Here is a 26,871-nt window from a genome sequence, read left to right on the forward strand (position 1 = left end):
GCGTAACTTAGAGGTGTCAAATCTCATGGGTTGAGCAACCTCTTCGCCTCTGGTGTTCGATGGTGCAGCTTCCGCGGTGACGCATCCAATACATAATCTCCACCAGCCAGTGAGAGATTAGGATTATAGTGGGGATCATTCGACAGCAACGGTCCCCATTGTTCATGCATGTATTTCTCTTCGGCAGCAAAGCGCCGCTTCTTTTCAGGTGTATCGTCTGCTCGTCTGGATACTGATTCAAGGTGCGTCAGGCAAGCATGCGGGGTCCAGATAATCTTCTTGCCCTGAACGGAGACTTTCAAGCAATAATCAACATCGTTGAAGGCAACTCTCAGGGCTGCTTCATTCATGCCGCCCACATCTGCCCAAAGCTGTTTGCGGGTAAGAAGACAGGCCGCGGTGACTGCGCTAACCTCTCGCCTTTGGGAAATCAGGCCAATATCCTCGCCGCCCTGCGGATGGCGGAAGTGAAAACTGTGGCGGGCAACCGAACCTGCACCAAGCGTTACCCCGCCATGTTGGATGAAACCATCCGGGAAGAGGAGGAGAGCGCCGCAAGCTCCGACGTTTTTATCTTCCAGTTCCGTTACCATCCGCTCGAGCCATTCCGGGTGCAAGGGCTCAACGTCGTTGTTCAGAAGCAGGATCAGTTCTTGCCGCGCGGCATCCACGCCGAGATTGCAAGCCTTTGCGAAGTTGAATGGTCCCCGCATCTGGATTCGGCGGATCTGCCCACTTGCTTCGTATCTTTCGAATAGCTGGAGCGTCTTCGCATCTTGGCTGTCATTGTCAATAACGATGACGTCAAGCTCTGCATTGGATGTTTTGTTGAAGAGGCCGTCCAGACACATCGACATGAGGTCGGCGCGATCTCTTGTCGGAATAACAACGCTTACTTTGCAAAGCCTGCCTAATGGCGGCGGCGCTATCACGCGGGCGGGAGGTCTGGGCGTTGGACGATGAAGCAGCGGAGCGGGGATATGAGCGATGCTGCCGTGGCGGGCGGCTGCAATGAGAAGCTCGCCCGCCGAACTACTGGTCAGGTCTAGGTCTGTTGGCAACGCAGCCACCCGAATGGCTGCTCCATCGGGAGCGAGCCAGCCGGATTGTGCCAGAGGTGCGTTGAAAGCCGGTTTGAAAAAGGGTTTTCTGTGGCCCGATTTCGCGTCGAAGTAATCCTCGTCGCAGTAGGTCGCACTGATTTGGTCATCGTCCGCGATAGGCTTGATAAGACGGGCAATGGCGTCACTGTCGAATTCCATCCCGGCCAGCAGGCGTATCCAGATAGCATCTCTCTCATTTGCAAATGCATCTGCACTCGAAGGCGACGGAGTTTCGCAGACGTATGGATATGTCTGATTTTCGAGGGATTTTCTAGTTTTCTCGGTGAGCGGTCCATTCCCAGTGATGGAGTAGAGAACCTTTGGGGTCTTTGCTAAATCTGCCGCATCTGACCGGATTTCGGACCGGTAGTGCACATCTCGCCACTCAAGATAGGAGGGCTCGGCCATGCTATCGAGCAGCCTGACGATGCGGAATTGGAAGCCGCGAATATTACCTATCGCAAGAAGATAAAGTGCTCGCGCCACGGTTCTGGGCGAGAAAAAACTGAGGCGCGCGACAAGCTCAATGGATGAGAGTTGCCGGGCTTGGTAGGGCAATTGCTCTATCTTTGAACCCTTGCCTGTGGTGACCGAGATTGACGATAGATCGACTGGCATCCAACCGAAAAATGTCCCCCGGCCATCCATGCCGATCAACAGGGAGCGAGTGACGACTTCAGGAACGCGATCGCGCCGATGAAGATTGACCATGCAGACATAGGGCTTGCCGATCCGCCGACCCTTAATCCTGATCATTACCGGTTTGTCCGCCAGCGCAATGAACCCTTCTTGTGCGCCTCCCTTACTCGCCAGCATCCCGTCAAAAATCCATTCTCAATTTAGCGATCAACTTCAATTATGTGCGTAAGACGCCTGCCAGGAAACACCACATTATATCAGCCGTGGTTGCGGGCTTGCAATCTATTGTCGAAAAACCAACGGTAAGAAGCAACGGTACCAAGCTGCGTCAGCGCTTAAGGAAAACTCTCTCCTTTCGTTGGGAGTTTCATCCAGTTTCTGCTAGATGCAGTTATGGGTGACGATCTGAGGCAGGTTTTGACTATTTTGCACGAAGCGGGCGGTGAAGGCGTCCCTTCCTATGAGATTGGCTGGGAAGCTTGTATGACGCCGGCCATCAACGTTGCGCTGAATATGGGCTATATGCGTTATCGTGAGCATTCGGGCGAACGGTATTTCTATCTAACACCAGCTGGCTATCAGAAGATCGGAATCGTGCCATTGTCAGCCTGGACCTATTTGGCATCCCTGTTAAAGAAAATAGTGGGGCTGGGGCGAAGATAGCAGTCGTCGCCCTCTCGCCCATCATCAGTTGAAATTGTTGTAAACGCCTGCACCACCGGCAACGATACCGACCGGCTGACCTATGATCGCCAGGAATCGTGTGAAATCCACCGATGGATGACGGGACGCATAAATGACGTCGCGGGCCTTAACGTCAAAGTTCTGTCCAGTCAGCATGCTGCCGGCTTTGGTCATGTCGAAGCGATAAACAATGGGGTAGCGGCCAAGTTTGTCCGTCCGCATGCCTTTTCTTATCAGCTCGTTGAAACGCTGCTGGCCTAACAGATCCATAACGATATCGGGCTCTTCATATCGGAACACAAAGTAACCCTTCATGTCGCTGGTCTCGGCCGAGCCGCCGCCTCCAAGTGCGACAGCTTCCAAGAGATTGAGATCATTTGCCCCAAACTCCAGTCGGTTGTTGGACCTGACAGAACCCAGGACTGTAAATGTTCGTGGCTCTCGGGTTACGAAAACTTGATCTCCTGGCTGAACGTAGATGTTCTCCCTCGGGTTTTGCACCAGCGTCTTGAGCAACACGGTACCCGTCTTCGATTGGCGAGTAAGCGTGACGTAGCTTTCGTATGGCTGAGCTGTTGGCCCTCCCGCCTTTGCGAGAACTTCCATGATCGTTTCAGGAACCAGATTAAGTGGTACGACAGCCGGGCTCTTCACCGCGCCGGAGACGGTCACATTGCGAGATGCCGTTCCAGCGCTGTTGATGATGACGTCCGGCTCAACCGCCTTGCTCACTAGAGCTGCCAATATTGTTTGACGTGCCTGTTCGAGTGTCTTGCCGGCGAAAGTGACAAGTCCAACGTATGGAATAGCCGCCTTGCCGTCCGGTTGAACGACAATATCGAGCGTTGTCTGTTTAGAATCGCCTGTTGAAAAGAGACCGTCAGAGCCAGCCTCGAAGATTGTGATCTTGAGCTGATCACCAATTCCGATGACAGGACGCTTCACGCCTCCACCGATACCGAAACGGCTTTGCAACAGTTTTCCGTCAAATTTTGAGATGAGGGTCGCAGAATTAACGTCGATGTCCACAATGTCGAACACTACGTTTTGTCCCATCGACGCCTGCGTCGTAGATTGCTTCGATTGCTCAAGCACATCCGACGCTAAGGGGCCATCACCGGGAAGATTGTTGCACGACGTCAGGCTCAGCCCTACCAAAAACAAGCCAGCTTTCTTCACAATTTCCCCAATATCTAAAACCCACAAGCCGATCCCCAATAGCAAGAAAGTGTTAATGATGGCTAGCCCGCATAGCGAGCATAGAAAAAAACCTTTCGTGGAACTTGAAAATTTGACATCACGGCATCATTGCAGCAGTTGTATCCGCATTGCAGCAATTGTATCTGATCGTAGTAATTTTTGCGGCTTGTTGCTTGGTTGGTTTGTTTGAGCCACGCTAGGTTGTAAATGTTTGAATTGTTGGGCTAAGTTGAGCACGGCCACGCGCTTAAGCGGGTGGTGCCCTAAAGTGGATTAAGTATGGCAGTCGAAATTCTTGGGCGTGCGTGTGTCGCTCCCTCTGCGGGAAATGTGCTGGAACTGCTGACTCTTCTGCGGGAAGAGGTATGCGCAGTCACTTCGATACCAGGCGATCGCTGGAACAAGGCGCGCTTCTGGCATCCTGCCAGAAGCGTTCCGGGCAAAGCCTACACATTCTCTGCCGGCGTGGTCGATGATGTCTTTGAGTTCGATCCTGCATTGTTCGGCCTTTCCGCTCGCGAAGCAGCATATATGGATCCGCAGCAGCGCATTCTCCTTCAGACGGTTTGGCGGGCGATCGAAGACGCAAGGATCGATCTTGTACAGCTGAAACAAGAACGCGTCGGCGTTTATATCGGTGCGTCGTCGTTGGACAGCGGAAATCTCCAGGTGGAGGATCCCGCATCCGGCAGTCCGCATTTTATGACCGGCAACACACTTTCGATCATTTCCAACAGAATTTCGCATATCTTCGGTCTGAATGGACCGAGCATGACGATCGATACGGCATGCTCCTCGTCTCTCGTTGCGCTTCATCAGGCAAGATTGGCGCTTGAAGGCGACGAGATCGACACCGCTATCGTTGGCGGCGTCAATCTTCTTTTGCATCCCTTTTCATTCATTGGTTTTTCGCAGGCCAGAATGCTGTCGCCAGAAGGGCTTTGCCGGGCCTATGGGGAGAACGGTGAGGGATATGTCCGCGCCGAAGGCGCTGGCGCAATTGTTTTGCGGCGTGCTGATCGCGTCGCTTCGGAAGGTAGCCGAAGCCGTGCGACCCTGGTTGCCACGGGCGCGAATTCGTCCGGTCGAACCAACGGAATTTCGTTGCCGTCCAGAGAGGCGCAGGCACAGCTGTTGAGTTCGGTGTACGATGACAACGGCCTTGATCGGAATGACCTTGTCTTCGTTGAGGGGCACGGCACCGGAACGAAGGTAGGCGATCCAGCGGAGCTGTGGGCAATTGGATCCGTCCTCGCGCAGGGCAGATCAGAGCCGCTGCCAATCGGTTCGATCAAGTCCAACATCGGACATGCCGAACCTGCATCGGGAATTCTTGGTCTTATCAAAGCAATGTTGGCGCTGGAAAATGACTTTGTGCCAGCTTCCTTGCATGCTGAGGAACTCAATCGAGCGGTAGACTTCGAGGATTTGAATATCGAAGTGAACCGTGTCGCACGACCGCTTCGACGGGGTGCGAGACGGCGGCTTGCGGGCGTCAACTCATTTGGTTTCGGCGGTACCAACGTTCATGTGGTCATCTCCGACCCCCCGAATTCAACATCTGCTCAAGCGGCACAATTTAGCGGCCTTTTCGTTTTATCTGCACACACACAGTCGGCGCTTCAGTCGTTATTGCGAGACTACGATTCACGACTCTCGTCGTCTACGCGCGATCAAGTCGAGCAGCTTATTTCCGCCAGCCAAAATCACATGGCGCTCAAACATCGTTTTGCAGCTTCCGGCTCGAATGCAACGGAGATTGCCACAGCGATATCGTCTTACCTGGACGATGGGAAAGGCCATCGCGCTCAAGTTGGCGAAATACCAAGCAAGTCGATCAAGACCGCGTTTGTCTATGCGGGGAACGGGTCCCAATGGGCTGGAATGGGCTTGGATGCCTATAGAAAAAATGCGGACTTCCGGGCTCGTTTCGATGTCTACAGCGATTTATTCGTTGCGCGCGCAGGTCTTGATCTATCTGTGCTTCTTCAGTCGCCTGAATTGGAGAAGACCCTGCGTGACACGCGCGTTGCGCAGCCAATACTGTTTGCCATTCAGGCCGCTTTGACGGACTGCCTGGTTGATAACGGGGTGAAACCGGACGTGGTTCTGGGGCATTCTGTCGGCGAGGTTGCAGCCGCCTATGCGGCGGGAATTCTGTCGGCCGAGGATGCCGTAACAATCGTTACAATCCGATCCAAGCACCAACATTCCCTGGCAGGCAAAGGCACGATGGCCGCTGCTGTGATGTCAGAGGCATTTGCCGTTGCGTTCGCGCAGGAGCATGGTCTTGATAACATCACCGTCGCGGGGGTGAATGCCCACAATTCGGTGACGATTTCTGGCCCGACCGAAGAGGTCAAGCAGTTCAAGGCATTGTCCCAGGTGTCGCGTCACGCGGTACATGTTCTTGATATTGATTACCCTTTCCATCATCCGGTCATTGATGGAGAGAAGGCGGAGTTTCTTGATGAGATCCCTGCGCTTACGCCAAAGTCCGGACATACTACTTTCATATCGACGGTGACCGGATCGTTTGTGGACGGTGTGGAGCTCGACGCCGAGTATTGGTGGAGAAACGTCCGTGAACCCATTGCTTTCGAAGCGGCGGTCAGTCTCGCCATTGAAAGTGGGTGCAATGTCTTTCTTGAGCTTTCGCCACGACCCATTCTATCGAACTACGTAGTAGAAACGGCAAAGCAGGCGTCTGCATCCGTCGTGGTTTTGCCGACCCTAAAACGGCCGGGTGCCGATGTCGGCGAAGACCCGATCATTTCGACGATCCTGCGTGTCGTCGCTCATGGCGTGGACGCGCAGCCAGCTGCGACGAATCGCTATGTCGCGCCCTTCGATCTGCCAACGATTCCGTTTGAGAATGTTAGTTGCCGGCCTAACTCCACAACTGACGCGATCAATGTTTTTGGTCGGGATGGCGCTGATGGGCCATACACCTTGTTGGGTTGGCGCAGCGACCCCAATTCTTCCGTATGGAAGAACCACGTGGATGCCCAACTGTTTCCGGATCTTGCCGGGCACGTTGTTGATGGCAAGTCTATTTTGCCGGGCAGCGCCTTTATCGAAATTGCCGTTCAGGCCGCACGGAAATATTACGATGTTGCGGAAGTCGAGATCACGAACCTCGAGATATTCCGCCCACTCGAATTGCGGGAAAGCAAGCTCGTCGAGCTCTCGACCAAGCTTTCTCCCGAAACAGGTCTCGTCGAAATCGCATCACGCGAGTATCTGAGTGATGACGGCTGGACGATCCACGCCACCGCACGCAGTCGCAAGCCAACGGACCGCTTTGGCGGGGTAAGGCTCCCGCTTCCCGGATGTGAGAAGATCCGTACGATCGGCGCTGTCGAGGCCTATCAGACGGCACGGAGTTTCGGTCTCGACTACGCCGCCGGTTTTCAACTTCTCACGCAGGCGGAAGTCTACGACACAAAGCACGTCGTGGTTCAGTTGCGACCTGCTGCGGCTCCCGTCCATCCCTATTTGAGTTACGGCCTCGATCCGGTATCGACAGACGCTGCGTTCCACGGGCTTGTCGCGCTCTTTGGTCTGTTGACGGGTGAGGGTGACGGTGCACCGTATATACCGGTTCGGTTTGGTTCTGTTCGCACCGCTTCATCAGCAAAAGCGATATCGAGCGCTATCATCGAGATACAGCGTTTCAGCCCCCACAGCCTCAAAGCGAGAATTGATCTCATTGCAGAGGATGGGACACTGGTTGCTTCCCTTGATGACTGCCGGTTCCGCCGGACGTGGCTCAGGCAGCATACAACGCTGGAAACGGTTACGTTTCATTACGAAGCGGTTTCTGGAACAGGCGGTGGTTTCGGCCCGTTAAAAGCGGCGAATGCGGACCGGCGCGGTCGGCTGCCAGTCTTCGATTCTGTACCTGTCGGAGAAGCCACGCTCATCCTCAATGCGGCTGTTCAGCGGGCTTCTTTTGACATCGCTCGACTGCTTGCTGACGATGAAGGCGCAGTTGCACTCGCCATGCTCCCGGGAAGCCAAGATTTCCAGTGCTATTTGTCAAGTTGCCTCTATGCGCTTGAGGACGCAGGAATGGCGCAGTCCAGTGAAGAGGGATGGCTGTTACAGCCTTCCTGTGACCTGCCGCCTGTCGAAGAGCTTCTCAGGCAAATCAACGCTCGTTTTCCTGACCGCGTTGCCGAGGCAGTGCTCGTTAACAACGCCTATAGAGAGACGCTGGAGCGGCTATCTCTTCAGCCTTCCCAGTTGCAGTCTGGTGGCAGCACTTCGTTCTTGAGCGAAGCGACGCTGGATCATGTTCGCCACCATACAGCCTTGGCACGTGAGCGCGAATCGCTCGTGCTGGCGGCGGTCGAGAATGCGCTTTCCGATGTATTGCCCGGTGATGACTTTACTATCATTGAGACTTGCGCGGTGTCCCCTGCGTTCAGTCAACGACTGTCTGAAATGGCGGTGCTCAAAGGGGCACAGCTCATCGTTGTTGAACCTTCTGATCATCTGCGTCGGACGCTCGAAATCAACTTCGAACGCAATCCCTCCGTTTCCTGCCTGGACCTAGATGATGCAATTTCGCTTGCTCGCGCGGACCTGATCGTGAGTGCTAGCGGATATCTCTATGGAAAACTGGGCCGCAACAAGGGACTGCAAGCGGTTCTGAGGACGGCAGCTTCGACCGGTGGCCGCGTTGCTGTTGTTGAGCTCGCATCATCCGGATTTGCCGATTTTGTCTTCGGCCTGACGGACGGCTGGTTCGCAGCTAGCGTTACGCCTGAGTTTCCGATTGGGCAGTTGTCCACTGAGACACAATGGGGCGACTTGCTCGCCGAGTGCGGTTTTTCTCAACCAGAGTTCAGGCAGCACGATAATGCCGACGGCACGCTGCTGCTCGTAGAGGCTGTGGCTTCAGGCCACGTGACAGCAAACCCCGATAAGGTGATGTCCTTTGAAAACGTTGTGGAAATCACGCAACGGCAAAAGGATTGCTCGCTCGTATCTGACGACACCTTCAAGCGCCTGTACTGCACGGCAGAGAAAGCCGATGCGGTATTTGCTGAGTACTTTGCGAGCGCGCAGGGTCCCTTTGCATTCGTATTCGATACGGCGGGCCAAGGCGACGGATCTGACTGTTTGCAGGATGCGATTCAGATACTCAGCGCTTTTGCCGAAGCCGCACGCAATCATCTTCGCTCAGCGAGCTCACCTTCACCAATTAGACTGCTCGTCCTCGCTACCGGTGGCTCACCAGCCGGTTCGGTTGGGCTCGATCCGGCAGCAAGTGGGGTCTGGACTTTCGCTCGCGTCCTGCAAAACGAATATGACGAGTTGGACGTCTTCCTGCTCGACGCAGCCGATGATGGCGAGTTGCGGTCGAACGCTGTCTCCGTGTTGTTGTTTTACAAGGAGCGAGAGAGGGAGTGGGTGCAAGATCGAAGAACCGGTCTGCTCTCCGTCGTACGCGCGGTACCCGGCCACGCATCCCAAGCAATGCTGAAGACGACAGGTTTCGCAAGTGCGACGATCCGCCAACTCTCGGCGGGACGCATCGATTCCATCTCATGGGAGCAAACTGACGTTCTGGCTCCAGCTCCTGGGGAGGTCAGCATCAAGGTTGCTGCAACCGGGCTGAATTTTCGTGACGTCATGTGGTCTATGGGGTTGTTGCCGGAGGAAGCCCTCGAGGATGGCTTCGCCGGTGCTACAATCGGTATGGAAATGTCGGGCACCGTTGTTGCAGTGGGTACGGGTGTTACCGACCTTGTTCCCGGAGACGAAGTTATGGGCATAGCGTCGCAGGCGCTGTCCACCCACGTCACTGTCGCTCGAGACGGGGTCACAAAAACTCCCCCTGGTATCGACCCCGCTGCCGCCGCGACCGTTCCTGTGGCATTTTTGACCGCCTATTATGCGATGGTCGAACTCGGTCGCATTCGGAAGGGCGATACGATCCTTATCCACGGCGCAGCCGGCGGGGTCGGGCTAGCCGCCCTTCAGATTGCCAAGCTTCATGGAGCAAAGGTTATTGCGACGGCGGGTACGGTCGAGAAGAGACGATTCTTGTCGCTCCTTGGTGTCGACCACGTCTTCGATTCCCGATCCCTTACCTTTGTTGGCGATGTCTTGCGCGTGACCGACGGGCAGGGCGTGGAGCTTGTACTCAATTCCCTATTCGCAGAGGCAATGGAGCGTAGTTTCGAACTCCTCAAGCCGTTCGGTCGTTTTCTGGAGCTCGGGAAAAGAGACTATTATTCCGATCGCAAGCTTGCTCTTAGACCTTTCCGTCGGAACATTTCGTATTTCGGCATCGATGCCGACCAGCTTCTCGTGAACGCACCTGATCTTACGCGGCGTATTTTTGCGGAGGTTGGATCGCTGTTTGAACAGGGCAAGCTTGCTCCTTTGCCGTACCGATCGTTCAATTACGATGAAACCGCATCCGCGTTTCGGTTGATGCAGAATGCGGGTCATATCGGCAAAATCATCATCCGCCCCCCTGTAACTGATAGGGACGCGGTGCAGAAAGCGAGTGCTGGCCAACTCGCACTGAGCCGAGGTGTCTATCTTGTCGTCGGTGGGATTGGTGGATTTGGATTGGCCGCAGCCGACTGGCTGTCGAGCAGAGGAGCGACGCATGTTGCTCTTTGCAGCAGGCGCGGAATTCCAGACGAGGAAACACTTGCCGCCATTGTGAAATGGAATGCTGCTGGCATCGCCTCAAGTGTGCATGCCTGCGATGTCACGGACGACGCCTCACTTGGTATTCTGCTTGAAAAATTGCGCGCTCTTGGTCCGATCAAGGGTATCGTCCACGCCGCCATGGTTCTCGATGACGCGCTCATTTCCCATCTGGATCGTCAGCGCAATCGGGCGGTCATCGAGGTGAAGGCAAATGGCGCGAGTAACCTTGATCGCCTCACGCGAGAAGACGAACTGGAGCTATTTCTGCTCTTCTCGTCCGCGACGACGATGATCGGAAACCCGGGTCAGGCTAACTACGTGGCTGCGAATGGATATCTGGAAGGCCTGGCCAGATCGCGAAGGGCTGCGGGCCTGCCTGCATTGGCGGTTGGTTTCGGAGCGATTGCCGACGCAGGTTTCCTGTCGCGCAATACGGATGTAAACGATATTCTTGCGCGGCGTATCGGGAAGACGGCACTGAAGGCAAAGAGCGCTCTTGGCTTCGTTGAGCGTATTCTTGTCAACGATAGCGGGACGATAGAAGCGGCCGCGGTAATGGTTGCCGAGATCGACTGGGCGAGTGCGTCATCACTACCGTTGACGTCGCAACCGCTGTTTTCCGCTATTCCTCGTCACGCCATCTCGAATTCGGGTGGTGGCGACGGTGAACGGGTCGATCTCGCTGCACTCGTCGCTGGGAAATCGCGTGAAGAGGCTAACGCCGTTCTTCACGAGTTCCTTGCTGCCGAAATTGCTTCCATCCTTAAAGTTGCGGAAGACAGTATCAAGTCCGACAAGGCCCTTAAGGACATTGGTCTGGACAGTCTGATGGCAATGGAGCTCGGAACCAGCTTCCAGCAAAAAACAGGAATAGATATACCCTTATCGGGAATGGGAGATGGCGCGACGATCGGCGATATCGTGCAAAAGCTTCACGATAAGGTTGTATTCAGCACGGTAGCGGACCAACCCGACGGCGGATCGGAGGGAACCTCCCTTCTTACGGAGCTGACCGAAAAGCACGGCACCAATGTGAATGAACGGAAATCAGCTTAAGATGGTGGACGAAATTGACCGCAATGCCAGCGTGCCGAATGCAGCTGGTACCGACTACATGGAAGTACTTCGTAATCGGCACGAAGCCGCTGGCCAAAATCGTCTTGCCAGGGTCAATAGGCGAGCGCCGGCTCGAGTGAAGTCTCCCAAGCGCTTCGATGATCTTCCAGAATACAAAAAGATCGTTGCGCAGAAGGCCATCAGTGATCTTGCCGGGGTCGATAACCCTTTCTACCGCTCTCACGAAGGAGCTGCAGGCGCGACAACGCGCATCGACGGCAGAGAAGTCATCAACTTTGCGTCTTACGACTACCTTGCGACCAATACGCATCCGGCCGTGCATAAAGCTGCTGTCGCGGCCATCGATCAGTTCGGGATCTCCGCTTCCGCAAGCCGCCTGGTCGCGGGCGAACGTCCTCAGCATGGGCTTCTTGAACAGAAGCTTGCGTCGATTTACGAGGCAGAGGAGGCGGTTTGTTTCGTGAGCGGCTATCTCACCAACTCGACCGTGATCAGCTGCATCGTAGGGCCAAAGGATCTGGTGATCCATGATGAGCTCATTCACAACAGTGTGCTGTCCGGTATCAAACTTTCAGGCGCCACCCGCCGGTTCTTCCGACATAACGACACCGCCGATCTGGAAAACATCCTGACAAGTATCGAGGGTGAGTTTGACCGCATACTCGTCATTGTCGAAGGCGTGTACTCGATGGATGGGGACGTCGCGGCACTTCCGCAGTTGATCCGCCTCAGGGCGCAGTTCGGTTTCTGGCTCATGGTCGATGAAGCCCATGCACTCGGAGTGCTTGGAGAAAAGGGCAGGGGCACGTTCGAACATTTCGGGATCGACCCTGCAAACGTTGACATCTGGATGGGAACACTTTCCAAAACGGCCTCCAGCTGTGGTGGCTATGTGGCGGGATGCTCCCCTCTCATTCAGATTTTGAAGGCGCATGCGGGCGGCTTTGTATACAGCGTTGGCCTTGCGCCAGTGCTGGCGAGCAGTGCGCTTGCGAGTCTTTCGATCCTTGAAAGCGAAACACACCGCGTTGTTCGTTTGGGTGAAAATGGCAGGTTGTTCCTCGAACTTGCCAAGCGTGCCGGTTTGGACACGGGTCCGAGTGCGGGCTATTCCGTGGTGCCAGTTATCGTCGGAGACTCACTGCGCGCCGTGCAATTATCGAATGAGCTGTTGAAGGTGGGCGTCAATGCCCTTCCTATCATCTATCCTGCCGTGCAGGAGGGCATGGCGCGCTTGAGGTTCTTTTTGACCTGCGACCACACGAGCGATCAGATCGAAACGGCTGTTCAGCTGACCGCTGACATCCTGAACGATCTTGTAGAACGCAAGGTCGGTCTCGCAGGCCTCGACATGCAACAGGTCGCAAAAATATTCACTTAATCTATCCCGAGTTTGGAAATGGCCTATGCCTCACATCATCATCACGGGCGGCTCGAGTGGTATCGGTTTGGAAGTTGCCAGGATATATCTCGCCAAGGGCTACCGCATTTCCCTGATCGCTCGTGAAGAGGCTCGGCTTCGCTCGGCCGCTCGAGCGCTTACCGGCACAGATTTGGTCGAGGACGATTCCGTTTTTGTAGTGTCGGCAGATGTGAGCGATGAAAACGCGCTGCAACGAGCGGTCATCGCTGCGGAAGCAAGGCACGGTCCCTGCGATGTTCTGGTCGCGTCAGCCGGGCGCGTCGATCCAGAAGAGTTCGATAGGCAGCCCACCTCCGTCTTCGACGCACAATTAGCCGTCAACTTCCTGGGTTGCATTTATGCGGTTCGGGCTGTGCTAAGCGGTATGAAGCAGCGGTCTAGCGGCCGTATCATGTTGATCTCTTCTGGGGCGGCCCTGATCGGCATTCCGGGCTACAGCGCCTATTGTGCCTCGAAGTCGGCGTTAGCAGCTTTCGGCGAGACTCTCAGAAGTGAGCTTCACGGTTCCGGTGTAACAGTGAGCATGAGTTTCCCGCCGGATACGCTTACGCCGCAATATGAGCGTGAAATTCTGCTTCGCCCTAAACTTGCCCAGCGTTTGATGGGCACTGTGCCGCCGTGGCCAGTTGATAAAGTCGCCAAAAAGATCGTCTTGGGAACAGAGAAAGGAGCGCCTCAGGTCCACTTTGGTGCTTCGTTGACAATGTTGTCGTATTTCTCCGCTTTTATCAAACCGCTTTTATATTGGCGCATGCAACGGATATCTGCCTGATCATGGACCTTGACCTGTCTGAAATGGCGCCGCATGCCGACTACCCCTTTGCCATTACGGCCGCTTCCTTCGCTGTTGCTGTCATCATCGTGTATCTTACCGATCCGCTTGCCATGCCGCAGCAGGTGAGACGGGACAATCGCCTGCCACATAGTTGGCAGAGGGTTGTCATCGAGCATCTCGCCAGACTGCCGATCATCCTATTTGTGTTCTCGATTTTCTTTGCCATATCCTGGAGGCCGCTCTATTGCGGGCTTGGGACGATCAGCTTCTTCATCATATTTACTGGCATATCGCGCGTAAAATACGTTTTTATCCGAGAACCTCTGGTGTTTTCCGATATCGCCCTCGTGGTTGACGTCTTTAAATATAAGAGCATTTTTTACGCCACGAACCTCAACGTCCTGTTCTGGATCGTGGCTCTCTCCTATGTTTTCGGGGTATCTGCGCTTTTCATGATCGCGGAGCCATCGATCATACCTGGTCAGTTCACGTGGCTGTGGATTCTGGTAGGGGTGCTCGTCCCGAGCCTGGCCGTCCTACTTCTGTTCGTCAAACCCATCGGACATTATGCAGCGTCGATAGCTCAGTGGCTTTTGACGACGCTGAATGTGAAATCGAACACGACGCGCTTCGGCACCTTTGCGTCTGTCAGCTATCATTTCATGATGTGGCTCGGCATGCGACGCGATGCAATCATCGAGGAACTGGCTCAGGGTCTGCAAAGCGTCATCCACGATTTCCTAGGTCAACCGAGCCGGGAATCGCCGTTGGTGATCTTCTGGCAATCGGAATCGTTTATGGATCTTCGCAACGTCGGCTGCGACGATCTCGAATTGCCGACGATCGACATGCTGAAGGACCGCGCCGCGCAATGGGGCAGACTCACCAGTGTCTTCGAAGGCGGATATACGCTGCGGACCGAGTTCGCCGTATTGAGCGGTTTGCAGCCGGATGATGTTCATGCAGATGCGAGTTATCCTTACCTTCGTGCATCGCATTACGCCGACGTCGTTTGGCCGAACAAGCTACGCAAGGCAGGCTGGTATACGCACTTCATACACCCATATGACCGGACGTTCTTCCTTAGGCACAAGGCGATGCCGATTTTAGGTTTTCGCGACATGACGATGCTCGATGATTTCGATCACGTCCCAGCGCGCGATGGTGCTTATGTCTCCGACATGCGTCTTACTCGGAAGGTACTGGATATCGCCGACACCATCGAGAAACAGCAGTCTGCGCTGCTCTTTGTCGCCTCAATGGCCAATCATGGTCCGTGGGAGCCAGGACGCTGTGAAGGCCTTACCGACCCGGTCGAAATCTACAAGGAACTTTTGCGCAAGGCAGATGAGGCGCTGGCTTACCTCATCGAAGAGCTCGACAAATATGATCGCCCGGTCTGGCTGGCATTTTATGGTGACCATGCGCCGCTTCTGAAAAAATATGCAGATCCTTTTCCTGATCCAAGAACGGACTATTTCATTGTCCCGCTTGGGAAAGCAAAAGAGGACAAGCACGTCACAACGCGCTCGAGGTTGGAGGCGCCCTGGACCCTGTTCGAGACGCTGCTGTGGCACGCGCATCTTTACAAGGAACAGTTCAAGTGACTTCACAAGGACCTTATCTTTTCCTGCAGGGACCATCCTCGCCGCTCTTCGCAAAAATTGCTGGACACCTCACGCGGGCTGGACATGCGTGCTACCGCATCAATCTCAATGTCGGCGACCAGATCTTCTGGCGCAGGGGCGGGGCGGTCAATTATCGCTGCCGCTTTGAAAACTGGGGTACCTTTATCCGCCAGTTCCTTAGCGATCACCGTATCAGGACTATTATTCTGCTTGGTGAGGAGAGACCCTACCACAAGGAGGCGGTGAAGGCGGCCAAGGAGCATGGCGCAACTGTCGTCGTTATCGAAATGGGGTATCTGAGACCCGATTGGGTGACGGTTGAGCGGGATGGCATGTCATCCAACTCTCACTTTCCCAATGACCCCGAGGCAATCCTAAAAGCAGCAGAAAACCTTCCCGAGCCGGATTGGACGCGTAAGTTTACGCAGACATTTCTTGCCGAAGCGCTTTTCGATCTCGGCTATTATCTGCCGGCTTCTTTTCTATGGTTTCTGTTTCCCCATTATCGGTTTCACGGCATTTACCATCCCCTTGCTGAATATGCCGGATGGATTGGTCGCTTGGCGACTAAACGTCGGCGTGAAAACGGGGCGAAGCTCGTTCAGAACCAGTTGAGGTCGTCTCCGGGCTCCTGGTTCGTATATCCGTTGCAGCTCGAAACCGACTATCAACTGAGAGCGCATTCGCCGTTCAATTCGCAGAAAGAAGCAATAGCGCTCGTTCTGCGATCCTTTGCAGGAAACGCAGACAAAGCTGCACGGCTGGCGATCAAAGTTCATCCGCTCGACAATGGCCTTATATCGTGGCGGCGGGTTATCCAATCGAATGCCGAACAGTTAGGGATTGCCGACCGCGTTTTCTTTCTCGATGGAGGCGATCTTGGCGTTCTCTTGGAAGGCGCAGGGGGGATAGTTACGGTGAATTCGACTGCTGCACTCGCCGGTCTCACTCTCGGGATCCGGACAAAGGTACTTGGTTCAGCGATCTACGACATTCCGGGCTTGACGGAGCAACGATCCCTCAATGAATTTTGGCGGTCAGATATCGAGCCTGACAGCGCCTTGAGAGATGCGTTCTTCCGTTTGGTTGCGGCGTCTGTTCAAGAACGAGGAAATTTCTACGGGCGCGAAGGGGTGGATGCTGCGGCAAAAGGCATCGCGTCGCGTCTGATTGAGAACTGGCTGAACGGGAAAAGCAGAAGCTCCGGAGCGGGATTGTGATCACAACCAACCAAGTTCACCAGAAATTCGGTAGGCTGAGCCAACGTTCTTGCTTGTCCTTTACCGGGTGTCTGCTTAGGGATCACGTTTAAGGTGTATTGACATAGGGCCTTCAGGAAGGTCGATCATTTTACCTGTCGAGTAAAAGAGTCGGCTTTCTGATATAGCAAACTTTGGGGATCGTTGTCTGGTGTTGAAATTAAACGTTGTGCGGCATCTGTCCCAGTTACTCGTTCCCCGGAAGAACAGGAAATCTCACCTGGAACGGCAAGTTGCTCACCTGAAGAAGTTCGTAAGTTACGAACCGTCAGGCGGAGCACCACCAGAAACGGCATTTGACATAAACCGGATGGACATTACTTGGATTATCCCGGATTTCAAGCCAGGCGCCGGCGGCCATATGACGATCTTTCGGATCGCCAGCTATCTGGAAAAGTTCGGCCATAATGTGAGGTTTCTGATTCAAAACCCAAGCGTGCACAAGACCGGTGACGCCGCGCGCAACACGATTAATGCTCACTTCCAGCCTTTTTTTGGCACGGTGGAACTTTTTTCTGGAGAGACACCGACGGTGTCCGGTGATGCGCTGATTGCGACGGATCGGTACACCTGCTACGCCGTCAACGCGATGGAGCAGTTTAGAAGAAAGTTCTATTTCGTCCAGGATTATGAACCCTTATTCTATCCTGCCGGGACCGAGGCGTTACTGACTGAAGCAACCTATTCGTTTGATTTTGACTGCCTGTGCGCTGGGGAATGGTTGCATAATATCATGTCTGAGAAGTACGGACGGTGGTCGATGCATTGGCCCCTTGCTTTCGACAAAGCCGTCTATTCCCCTCGTCCTGATGATGGAGTTCGACCGAACAATCGGATCGCGTTGTATGCTCGTTGGGTAACACCTCGCCGTGCGGTTGAACTTGCATTCATGGCGCTCGAAATCCTTAGAAAGCGAGGTGTCGAGTTCGAGGTTGATTTCTTCGGCTGGAAGCTCGGTCCTCAGCAGGTCGGGTTCCCCTATCGGGACCACGGCATTCTAGATGGCCCCGAACTCGCCGAGCTTTATCGGCAAAGTACATTTGGTGTCGTCTTTTCCGCTACCAACCACTCTCTCGTGAATCGTGAGATGATGGCCTGCGGACTTCCCGTCATCGATCTTGATCTCGATACCGTGACCTCAATCTTCCCTGTCGGCACAATCGCTCTCGCAAAGCCCAACCCGGAAGGTATCGCGGACGTGATGGAGAGGCTTTTAAAGCGTCCGGAAGAGAGGGCGGCGCTTTCTCTCGCGGGCAAGAGTCATGTCTCTGATCTTTCTTGGGAAACGTCTGCCAGAATGGTTGAAAAAGCTGTTCAAGAGCGGGTTACTCTTGTGGTGGGGGAGCGTGCTTAATGGCGAGTTTTAAGTGTGCCGTGGTCATTCCCGTGAAGAATGCGATCTCGATAGTGCCGCAGGTTCTATCGCACGTGCTTGCACAGCGGACGGATTGGCCATTCGAGATCATTGTCATCGATTCTGGATCGCGCGACGGTACGGCAGAATATCTTCGCAGTCTTGACTCGATCCGATTGATCGAAATTCCTCCCTCTGAGTTTGGGCACGGAAAGACGAGAAACCTCGGTGCGAGTGCTGCAGAGGACACCGAATTTGTTGCGTTTTTAACTCATGATGCTGTGCCGAAAGACGAATATTGGTTGGCAAATCTTGTGGCCGTTGCAGAGATAGATAGCCACATTGCAGGTGTCTTCGGCCGCCACATTGCGCGTGACGACGCGTCGCCTTTCACCAAAATTGATCTGGACCAACACTTTGCCGGGTTTAGCGGCTTTCCTCAGGTCCTCAGCAAGGACCTGGATGAAGAACGTTACAAAAGCGATCAGGGGTGGCGCCAAGTTTTACATTTTTACTCTGACAATAACTCCTTGCTGCGGAGGTCGGTATGGCAGACCATTCCCTACCCGGACGTGGAATTTGCTGAAGATCAATTATGGGCAAAAGCAATCATCGAGGCGGGTTATAAGAAAGCCTATAGCGCCGACGCGGTCGTGATACATTCACATGACTATGGCGTCAGAGAACAATTCAAACGCGCATTTGATGAGTCAAGAAATTTTAAAAAATATTTCGGCTATCAGCTGACACCGAGTCCGTTCCATATGGTCGAAGCCATGGTCAGGTTTTCCATTGAAGCGTTTCGCGCAAAATTAGAACCCCGCTATGGAGAAGTCCGAACACGAGACAGGATGAAACGCGCATTGCTGAGATCTGCGCTCGTTGCGGGACATTGCGCTGGGACGAACCACAAATTCTTCCCGTCTTGGTTCGCCAAGCGGATGTCTCTTGATCAAAGGCTTTTTGATGCCTAGCAGGAAACTCTTGAAAAGGATTAGATTCCAGATGATAAAATCGTGGGCGCGGACAGTCGCATTGGATTGCTATCGGCGCCTCAAGGATTTGCGCGAGCGTCATATTCCTCAGCGCGAAATGACGCCTGAGGATGAGGAGAGTCTCCGCAAAACGCTCAATTTTTCCTTCATGGCCGATGCGGAGAATATCAGATTGATGTCCCGCTTCACCCCTGAAAGCCGAGAAACCTTTGCTCTCAAGACGGGTTCGCTTGTCCTTTACCCTCCCAATGAAGCGCTCATAATCAAGCACCAAGAAGAAGAGGCGGCCTTGCGTGCCGCTCCCTCTGGCTACCCATTAAAGGTGTTAAACGGTATTAATATTGGCTGTGGCGACAGGAGGATCAGCGAGTATCTCACCCCTGTTGATATTATGCGAGAAGATGAAGGTTCGAGCGGTGCGCATCATGCTTTCCTTAAAGATGCAATTTTGGCAAATCCGGAAAATCTTCCTTTTAAGGCCGAAAGTCTCGACTATATCGTAGCTCTTCATATGTTGGAGCATGTCTCCAATCCTGTTGAGGTGTTGCTGTACTGGGAAACAGTGCTCAAGCCTGGCGGAGGGATCGGTCTCATTCTCCCCGATTACCGCTACACGTGGAATGCCGCCGGTGATCAGAGCCAATTCGGCCACAAGTGGAACTCCAGTGCGGAAATTTTTGAGCGTCTTTTTCGTGTGCACCTCGCTGATTATTTTGAACTGGAAGCAATCGACACGCTCCCTCACAAGATTAGCTTTGACGTGGTTTTAAGAAAGCAGGGGAAATTTGAACCGTTTTCCATATCGAATGCAACAAGTATGAACTCCGGTGCTGAGCTCGCTGCTTCTGGAAAAATGGTGAGTAATTTCGAGGCTCTCGGTTGATGGCAGTGGCTGCGCGAGGCGTGATGAAATCGCCGAAATCTGTAAGGAAATGATCTGAATGTACTTCAACGTCTATTCCGACACAGGCGAGACGATCGAAGGATATTTGATCCCAGACGGCTTTTCGACGAAGCCTATGATTACCGTGACGTGCAATTCGGAGACATACGGTCCGTTTAACTGTGATGTGTTCCTGGAAGGACCGCTTAAACATGGGCATCACGACACGGGTGTGGTGGGCTTTCGCCTCGACAACAAGAACGTTCCTGCGCTATCGACGTCGCTTGATCTGGAGATCGTCGACGATGATACGGGCTTTGTCATCTATCGGCGCTATAACCCTGGCAAGCATGTCGCCAAAAAATTGTTTAGGCTTGAAACCCAGTTTGCGCCTCATAGAGAGTTGGACAATAGCCTGAAAGGCTATTTCCAGTTCCACGCGGGGAGTGCTGAGTTATATGGCGGCGAGACAGTCCGGCAAATGTTGGAGATCGTCAATCAGCCGTCCGCCTATGTGAGCGGGCGGGTACTTCTACGAACCGTCCATCGCTATTTTACGGATGACACGATCAGAATAGCGTCTCTGAGAGACCCGTTCTACGAGCTTGCTATTCGATTGCTAACGGTTGCGTCCCATAAGAAGCGTCCGCTTAATTTTATGTCAGAACGCGATGTCATTCTATTTGAGCCAGCCATGCAGCATTTCGTTGACACCAATTTCAGCGACCCGCAGAACATAAAAGCGAAAATCCTTAGTGCGCATAAGGATATCCTTGGGCTCTTCGAGTCGCCTTTCACGCATCAACTCGTCGCCACCAATCCAACAGAAAAAGTGTCGCGTGATGGCGTCTCAAGCGCTCTCGATGCTTTGTCGCAGTTCGCCGTATTCGATCCGCACGAGACGGGTAGCGATATTGCGGACGCCATCAGCGAAAGCACCGGCATCGCGCGCGACGAAATTGCGTTTTCGCCGGTACGCTCGCCGTTTCTTGAATTGGCAGATGTGTTGCGTGAGATAAAAATCATTGAGCGTGTGCTTGAGAATGATCTCATTCTGCTCCATTTCATCCGAAAAGCCGAGCAGCGCGCCAGTTCCTAACTAGCTCTAAAGCGTTGTTGCCGTTATACAACCACAGGCGGGTGCTGCCATTGATGTTACATTGCTCAGGCAGCTCTATGGGGGAGTGTGATTGAGTAGCGTGAAATGCAGTCTTGTCGACATAAACTCAGGATAGGCGTGAAGAATGAACGTTAAGGTAGGTCACCTTACTCAAGCTGACGGAAGGATCGATGTTCCTCCTGCGGGCGTGACCGACAACGAAGAGTTCGGCGGCAGAAGTCATTTTTTCAACAAAAAAACTTCGTTCCTGATCTTCGTCATCTTGCCGAGCCTGTTGGCAGGGATTTATTATCTTTTTTTTGCAAGTAGCCAGTATATTTCCGAAGCCCGAATGGTTGTGCGCACTATTGGCGTCAGTGAGCAATTCGATACATCCGAGAAGCGAGACGGTCGCTCTATCATCGGTGGCGATTCGTTGACGCAGGACTCCTACATTGTTGCGAACTACTTGCAGTCTCCACAACTTGTGCGCATCTTGAACGAGCGTATCAAACTGCATGACCTCTTCTCTAAAGCGGATATCGACTGGTTTTCTAGGCTGCCACCCGACGCAAAATTCGAAGATCTCCACAAATACTGGACGGGGCAAGTCGATACCTATGTCGATGGCCCGTCTGGCATCATCATTCTGACAATCAGAGCATTCTCACCAGCCGATGCCGTTACCATTTCGAGAGCTGCGATGCAGGCAGCCAATGAGATGATCGATACGATTTCCGAGAAGGCCAAACATGATCTCATAAAGCGCGGTGAGAACGACATGGATCTCGCCTTGGCCGAATACCGCAAAGCGCTTGATGGCCTGAGAGAGTATCAGAATAAGACCGGTATTCTTGATCCACTCGCTTCAGCTAAGATGTCGAACGCCATCATTACCAAGTTGACAGAGCAAAAGCTCGCCCTGACGGTGAACCTGAACTCACTCACGGCGGCTGGTGCCGACAATTCTGCGCGCGGCCGTGAATTGAACCGTACGATCGAGGCGATAGATGACCAAATTCGGTTGCGGCAGGATAGTGTTGCCGGTGCGGCACCCGCGAGCGGCGTGCAGCTTTCGTCAAGCATGACTGAGTTCTCAAAATTGGAAACCCAGCGCATCGTCACCCAAGCACTCTACGAATCAACAGTCAGAAACCTTGATACCGCCAAGTCGACGGCACTGAAACGCACCACGTTTATTTCAGTGTTTTCCGATGCTCATATTCCAGAAGAGTCCCGCTATCCGGAGCGCTTTTCCCAGTGGCTCATTATCTTCGGTGGGTTGCTGACCTTGTGGATGACAGCAACGCTGATTTGGATGTCCGTTGAAGATCATAGGGTTTGACCGTGATTACCCTCGATCGAGTTACGAAATATTATAAGACCGCCGCACATCGCCGCTACATCTTGCGGGACCAAACGATGCATTTTGAAGCAGGCCGTTCTTATGGCTTGTTGGGCGTGAACGGTGCGGGCAAGTCTACGACGATGAGGCTTATTTCCGGAGCTGAGTTGCCGAATTCTGGCAAAATTTCGCGTAAGGTACGCGTGTCGTGGCCTCTCGGCTTTTCAAATGGCCTGAATTATCAACTTAGTGGCAAAGAAAACCTCAAGTTTGTCGCAAGAGCTTATGGTGAAGATTTCCGTCGCGTTCTAAGATTTGTTGCCGATTTCGCCGAGATTGGTAGCTATCTTAATGAGCCGATCAGGACTTACTCTTCAGGTATGATGGCGCGATTTGCGTTTGGCCTGTCTATGGCAATTGAATTCGACTGTTATTTGGTTGATGAAATCACGGCTGTGGGTGACTCGAATTTTCAAAGACGGTGCCGAGAGGCTTTTCGTCAACGGCGTGAGAGATCGGATGTCATCATGATCTCCCACGATATGGATACAATCAAAGACTATTGCGATGTCGCAATTGTTCTGATTGACGGTCATATGGTGCAGTTTGATAGCGTGGAAGAAGGCATCGCCACCTATATGCGTCTAAATCGATGAGAGGTCGAGTGGCAGGGGAAACGCGTGACGGACAATAACCAAATCGTGCAACAGGGCGTGCTGCCTCCCGCAGAGCGACGGCAGAAGATGGCATCTGCCTTGAGCGCTTACGCACGTATGTTGACGTTCGAAAATCGCTCCAGACGTAACCTTTATCGTTTGGCGGGGCTTGCACCACACACGCGTGATAAGGTGTTCTCGATCCTTCTTCTTTTCTGTTTCGCGCTGACTTTCGTGCTACCGATGGTGGCAAGCTCGGTATATTATATTTTCATTGCAAGCCCGCGATATGCTTCGGAGGTGCGCTTTGTACTCCGATCGTCCGCGCCCATGCTGAGCCGCGATCGGTATGCGAGTTCCACGATCGAGCCAAAGGCCAAGATCGTTCAGGATACTGCCGTTCTGCTGAACTATATCGACAGTCCGGCGATGATTCAGGATTTGGAGAAAAACATTTCTCTCAAAGATTTTTTCGGCCGTGACGGAATCGACCGGCTTTCACGGCTGAAATCGGACGCCAATCAGGATGATGTTCTCAAATATTGGAGAAAGCACTATACAGTCTCTGTAAATCCCAAGAGCGGCATTGTTGAGCTTGAAGTCTCAGGTTACACCCCTCAGCAGGCACACGACCTGCTTCAGCTGGTTCTACATCTGTCGGAACAGCAGGTTAATAAGCTTAGTTCTGGTATGTGGGACGATCTCGTGCGCACGACGCAGCAGGATGTCGATCGTTCAATGCGCGAGGTGGGGGAGTTTCGTGGCAAACTGCGCGATATTCAAAATGCTACCGGGGTTTTTGATATCGATCTCTCAGCCGAGCGGTTGAGCACCGTTCTAACAGGTGTGGAGGCGAATATTGCTGATCTTGAGAGCCGCCGGACCGCCTTAATGCAGACAGTGGGGCGGGGCGCTCCGCAACTTTCCGAAATAGAAAGACGACTTAAGGGGTTGGAAGCGCAAGCTAAGGAGCTGCGAGAAAGTGCCACTGGTGGGCAAAAAGACAGCCTATCGGGCTACGCCACGGCTTTCGAGAACGCGCAACTCAACCTGAAACTCGGTGAAGACAAGTTGAAGTCCGCTATCACGGATCTGGAAAAAGTGAAGCTGGTTAGTTCTTTGCAGCTCGTATACGTGGATAATTTCACACAGCCGACGCTGCCTGATTATCCGAAGTATCCGAAACTTGCGGTAAATTTATTCCTCGCTTTGTTGATATTCGGATCAGTTGCCGCGGCGACTTGCGGCGCCATAGCGCTGATGCGGAACAAACTGGATTGAAGGCACATTTAGGGTGCAAGCAACGCAACAGTCACTTCAACCCTATTGTAATGAAGCGCTTCGGACGTAGAATAGGTTGGCATGGAAAGCACTTCCCATATTGTAAATCATCGTGATGAAAGTGTTTCGATTGGTGAGGCGCTTCAGCGAAAACTAAACGTGATGCACGCCGTAATTTTGCGTGATATTCGCAGCCGTTATTTTGATCACGGGTTGGGATTTTTAATTGTTCCCCTTTTTCCTGTGGGGCATATGGCGATGTTGCTTGCGATCTATAAAATCATTGATCGTCAAGCGGTGTTTGGGGATGATCTTGTTTTGTTTTTTGCTACGGGTCTCATACCGGTTTTGATGTTTAATTACGTTTCCAGGTTCATGTCTGTGTCTTTGATAGCAAACAAAGGGATGTTGGCGTTTCCTGCGGTTAAACTACTTGACATTATTTTAGCGAGGTCAGTCTTGGAACTGTTCGGGGTTGTTTTGGCCACACTGTTCGTCATCGCCATTATTTTGTCGGTTGGATCGAGTCCAATGCCCCGCTCAACTGTCGATGTTGTTTCGGTGCTTGCGCTCGTAGCGGTTTTGTCAGTCGGCGTAGGCATCGTCGTTAGTGTGATTTCTGCAATATGGCCATTTTTTGCAATGTTTTATGCGCTTTTTACCGCAGTCATATATCTTAGCTCGGGTGCGCCAATATACCTGCATTCGTTTCCTGATATCGTTGCCTACTACTGTTCATTTAATCCAACATTCCATGCCGTAGAATGGGTAAGATCTGCTTATTACCTCGGCTACCCTGCGTTTCAACTAAGTAAAACTTACTTGGTTGGTTGGGCATTTGGTAGCTTGGCGATTGGTCTTTTGATGGAGCGTTCTCTTCGGCGGCATCTCGCAAACTAGTGGCGTTTGCCACTGCATGTCGTCATACTTCGTGGCGTCGCTTGCAGAAGGCTGTATCGCCGTCTCTGAATTTGAGGCAGAATCAACGGAGAACTCTAAATCCCGATTTGAGTTTTGGTCTCAAAGCAAAGTTGGGAAAGCTCCAGATCCCGCTGGCTTACATTCGCGGCAAACTCACTCTGGAGAGCAGATTAATCTCAAAGAACGGACATTGCAGGAGCGGGTCGTTTTAGGGATTTCCTTCGCCCCAAAAGAGATTTTATGGGTTAATCGAGAATCTGTACCCAAATTCACAATGTTCCCGCTGATAATGGCTTTCCTTAAAAAGTCTGCCGAATTATTAAATATCCTATCCCTTCGTCAGGAAGGGAGAACCTCACCCCCAAAATTAGGGAGATTTCTAATAATACGATGAGGAAATGGCTGTGTCGTGCGCTCAAATTTCTAAAAATCACCAAAACTTTATATTTTGATACCTTTTTTTCGGGCTATTCCAGCGGCTTTTTCTCGACCGTAGGGGCTTGGGTTTATGGCAGGAGAACTGATAATTGGCGTTGCTCAACGTCGCCATTCTTTGATGGATTATATTACTACAAAGCTAATCCAGATGTCGCTGCTGCGGAGTTAGAGCCCATAGCGCATTACCTCGAATATGGACGGAAAGAGTTACGCTCTCCCTCTAGATATTTTGACGCAGAAGGTTTTGCGGAGGCGTATCCTGAATATAAGAACAAGAAACTCGACCTTGCTGAGGTTTGTTTACGACTTTATGGCTCGTATGCTTGGAAGGTTGATGGCCTGGTTGCGCCTACGCTGTCCGTTGATCGCGGTAATGCAACCAAGCCGTTCAGTTCATGTGAACTCAAATCATTGTTTAAACAGTGGAGAGTATATCAGGCGCATTTTGATGCTAAATTCTACCTTAGAGAATATCCTGAAGTAGCATCGAATCCGGTAGACGCTTTTGTACATTATATGCATAGAGGATTTACGGAAGATCGGCAGCCTCGCTCCGACCTTGATGGTTATATGTATAGAAAACATCATGGTTTGCCGCGAAACCAAAACCCTTTGCGACACTACGTCGATAACCTTAAAGACGGTGCGAAGCCTCGGACGCTAGAAGACCGATGGATATTGCCGCCCGCCTTAACGGCATGCGATAATGCATTGCGTCTTTGTATTCATCTCCACTGCTATCATTTGGAATTACTGGAAGAGGTAGCAATCAGGCTTTCTTATATTACTTTCCCGTTCTCACTTGTCGTGACGGTGTGCAGTGAAGATGACTTTTCTAAAGCCGAGGCTTTGCTTGGTAATCTCAACAATTCAAGATCAACTCGTATCCAAGTATGCCAAAATAGGGGGCGCGATATCGCGCCATTCCTAATCGATGCTAGCCAGATATGGCGAGACTACGATTTCGTGCTGCATATTCATACCAAGAAGAGCCCCCATATATCTTGGGGAGATAACTGGCGTAGATATTTACTTGATCAGACAATTGGACAGAATCAATTATTAGAGAGCATAGTCGAATATTTTCGACAGAACCCTGACGTCGGTTTTATGTATCCAGAGAATTATCCAATGATAAGGCATTTTACTGAAGAGGAGAGAAATATAAAAAAAATTAGGATGACCGCAAATTTGCTTCGTCTTTCCTCGGATTTTATTGGAATTACGGAGTTTCCGGCAGGCTCTATGGCATTTTATCGTGTGAGTGCGCTAAGCAGCTTACTGGATAGCGAAGTGATCGAACAAGTCTTTGAAGAGGAATGCGGACAGCTTGATGGCACGGGCGCGCATGCCTTAGAGCGACTAATCCCAGAAGCTGTTCGGCAGGCGGGATTTAGGGGGCGTTCCTACTTTTGGACTACGTGACCGACTCA

The 26,871-nt window shown here is 52.6% G+C and carries 17 protein-coding genes; 15 read left to right on the forward strand and 2 right to left on the reverse strand.

Annotation, left to right across the window (positions count from 1 at the left end):
* Positions 1-23: 23 nt before the first annotated feature.
* Positions 24-1,919 (reverse strand): glycosyltransferase, encoded by a 1,896-nt coding sequence (locus J5276_RS23800; protein WP_111796540.1) that lies wholly within the window; start codon positions 1,917-1,919, stop codon positions 24-26.
* Positions 1,920-2,135: 216 nt separating this feature from the next.
* Here J5276_RS23800 and J5276_RS23805 point away from each other — a divergent pair, with 216 nt between their 5' ends.
* Entirely contained in the window at positions 2,136-2,405 is a 270-nt protein-coding gene (locus J5276_RS23805; protein WP_111796541.1) for a hypothetical protein, read from the forward strand.
* 24 nt (positions 2,406-2,429) lie between these two features.
* On the opposite strand, the gene J5276_RS23810 is transcribed toward J5276_RS23805, so the two are convergent.
* Complete coding sequence (locus J5276_RS23810; RefSeq protein ID WP_065661953.1) at positions 2,430-3,605, reverse strand: polysaccharide biosynthesis/export family protein; 1,176 nt, start codon at positions 3,603-3,605, stop codon at positions 2,430-2,432.
* A 300-nt stretch (positions 3,606-3,905) separates the two neighbouring features.
* Here J5276_RS23810 and J5276_RS23815 point away from each other — a divergent pair, with 300 nt between their 5' ends.
* From J5276_RS23815 to J5276_RS23880, 14 genes are all read left to right on the forward strand, one after another.
* The gene (locus tag J5276_RS23815; protein ID WP_174012448.1) at positions 3,906-11,360 is read left to right on the forward strand and encodes a type I polyketide synthase; all 7,455 of its coding nucleotides are present in this window, start codon (positions 3,906-3,908) and stop codon (positions 11,358-11,360) included.
* 1 nt (position 11,361) lies between these two features.
* Positions 11,362-12,762, forward strand: coding sequence for an aminotransferase class I/II-fold pyridoxal phosphate-dependent enzyme (locus J5276_RS23820; RefSeq protein ID WP_111796543.1), 1,401 nt, complete (start codon positions 11,362-11,364; stop codon positions 12,760-12,762).
* 25 nt (positions 12,763-12,787) lie between these two features.
* Positions 12,788-13,576, forward strand: a complete 789-nt coding sequence (locus J5276_RS23825) for an SDR family NAD(P)-dependent oxidoreductase (RefSeq protein ID WP_111796544.1) — start codon at positions 12,788-12,790, stop codon at positions 13,574-13,576.
* Between the two features lie 2 nt (positions 13,577-13,578).
* Positions 13,579-15,186, forward strand: coding sequence for a sulfatase-like hydrolase/transferase (locus J5276_RS23830; RefSeq protein WP_236761588.1), 1,608 nt, complete (start codon positions 13,579-13,581; stop codon positions 15,184-15,186).
* On the forward strand, positions 15,183-16,427 hold the full coding sequence (locus J5276_RS23835; RefSeq protein WP_111796545.1) for a capsule biosynthesis protein: 1,245 nt from the start codon (positions 15,183-15,185) through the stop codon (positions 16,425-16,427). The genes J5276_RS23830 and J5276_RS23835 overlap by 4 nt, the downstream gene beginning before the upstream one ends.
* Positions 16,428-16,617: 190 nt before the next feature.
* A complete protein-coding gene (locus J5276_RS23840) occupies positions 16,618-17,820 on the forward strand; it encodes a glycosyltransferase family 4 protein (protein ID WP_174012450.1) in 1,203 nt (400 codons plus the stop codon).
* Positions 17,820-18,794, forward strand: a complete 975-nt coding sequence (locus tag J5276_RS23845) for a glycosyltransferase family 2 protein (protein ID WP_209159671.1) — start codon at positions 17,820-17,822, stop codon at positions 18,792-18,794. The genes J5276_RS23840 and J5276_RS23845 overlap by 1 nt, the downstream gene beginning before the upstream one ends.
* Before the next feature lie 31 nt (positions 18,795-18,825).
* Complete coding sequence (locus J5276_RS23850) at positions 18,826-19,698, forward strand: methyltransferase domain-containing protein (protein ID WP_158008466.1); 873 nt, start codon at positions 18,826-18,828, stop codon at positions 19,696-19,698.
* Between the two features lie 58 nt (positions 19,699-19,756).
* Positions 19,757-20,797, forward strand: a complete 1,041-nt coding sequence (locus tag J5276_RS23855) for a hypothetical protein (RefSeq protein WP_065661962.1) — start codon at positions 19,757-19,759, stop codon at positions 20,795-20,797.
* 145 nt (positions 20,798-20,942) lie between these two features.
* Positions 20,943-22,142, forward strand: a complete 1,200-nt coding sequence (locus J5276_RS23860; RefSeq protein ID WP_162694928.1) for a hypothetical protein — start codon at positions 20,943-20,945, stop codon at positions 22,140-22,142.
* A gap of 2 nt (positions 22,143-22,144) precedes the next feature.
* Complete coding sequence (locus J5276_RS23865; RefSeq protein WP_065661972.1) at positions 22,145-22,798, forward strand: ABC transporter ATP-binding protein; 654 nt, start codon at positions 22,145-22,147, stop codon at positions 22,796-22,798.
* A gap of 24 nt (positions 22,799-22,822) precedes the next feature.
* Entirely contained in the window at positions 22,823-24,079 is a 1,257-nt protein-coding gene (locus J5276_RS23870) for a hypothetical protein (protein ID WP_209159673.1), read from the forward strand.
* A gap of 81 nt (positions 24,080-24,160) precedes the next feature.
* Entirely contained in the window at positions 24,161-24,979 is an 819-nt protein-coding gene (locus J5276_RS23875; RefSeq protein ID WP_081307354.1) for an ABC transporter permease, read from the forward strand.
* Positions 24,980-25,390: 411 nt separating this feature from the next.
* Positions 25,391-26,863, forward strand: coding sequence for a rhamnan synthesis F family protein (locus J5276_RS23880; RefSeq protein WP_111796550.1), 1,473 nt, complete (start codon positions 25,391-25,393; stop codon positions 26,861-26,863).
* Positions 26,864-26,871: the final 8 nt, after the last annotated feature.

Origin of the sequence: Agrobacterium sp. S7/73 (genome assembly GCF_019355535.1) — a bacterium.
In the GTDB taxonomy this organism is placed as follows: Bacteria; Pseudomonadota; Alphaproteobacteria; order Rhizobiales; family Rhizobiaceae; genus Agrobacterium; species Agrobacterium tumefaciens.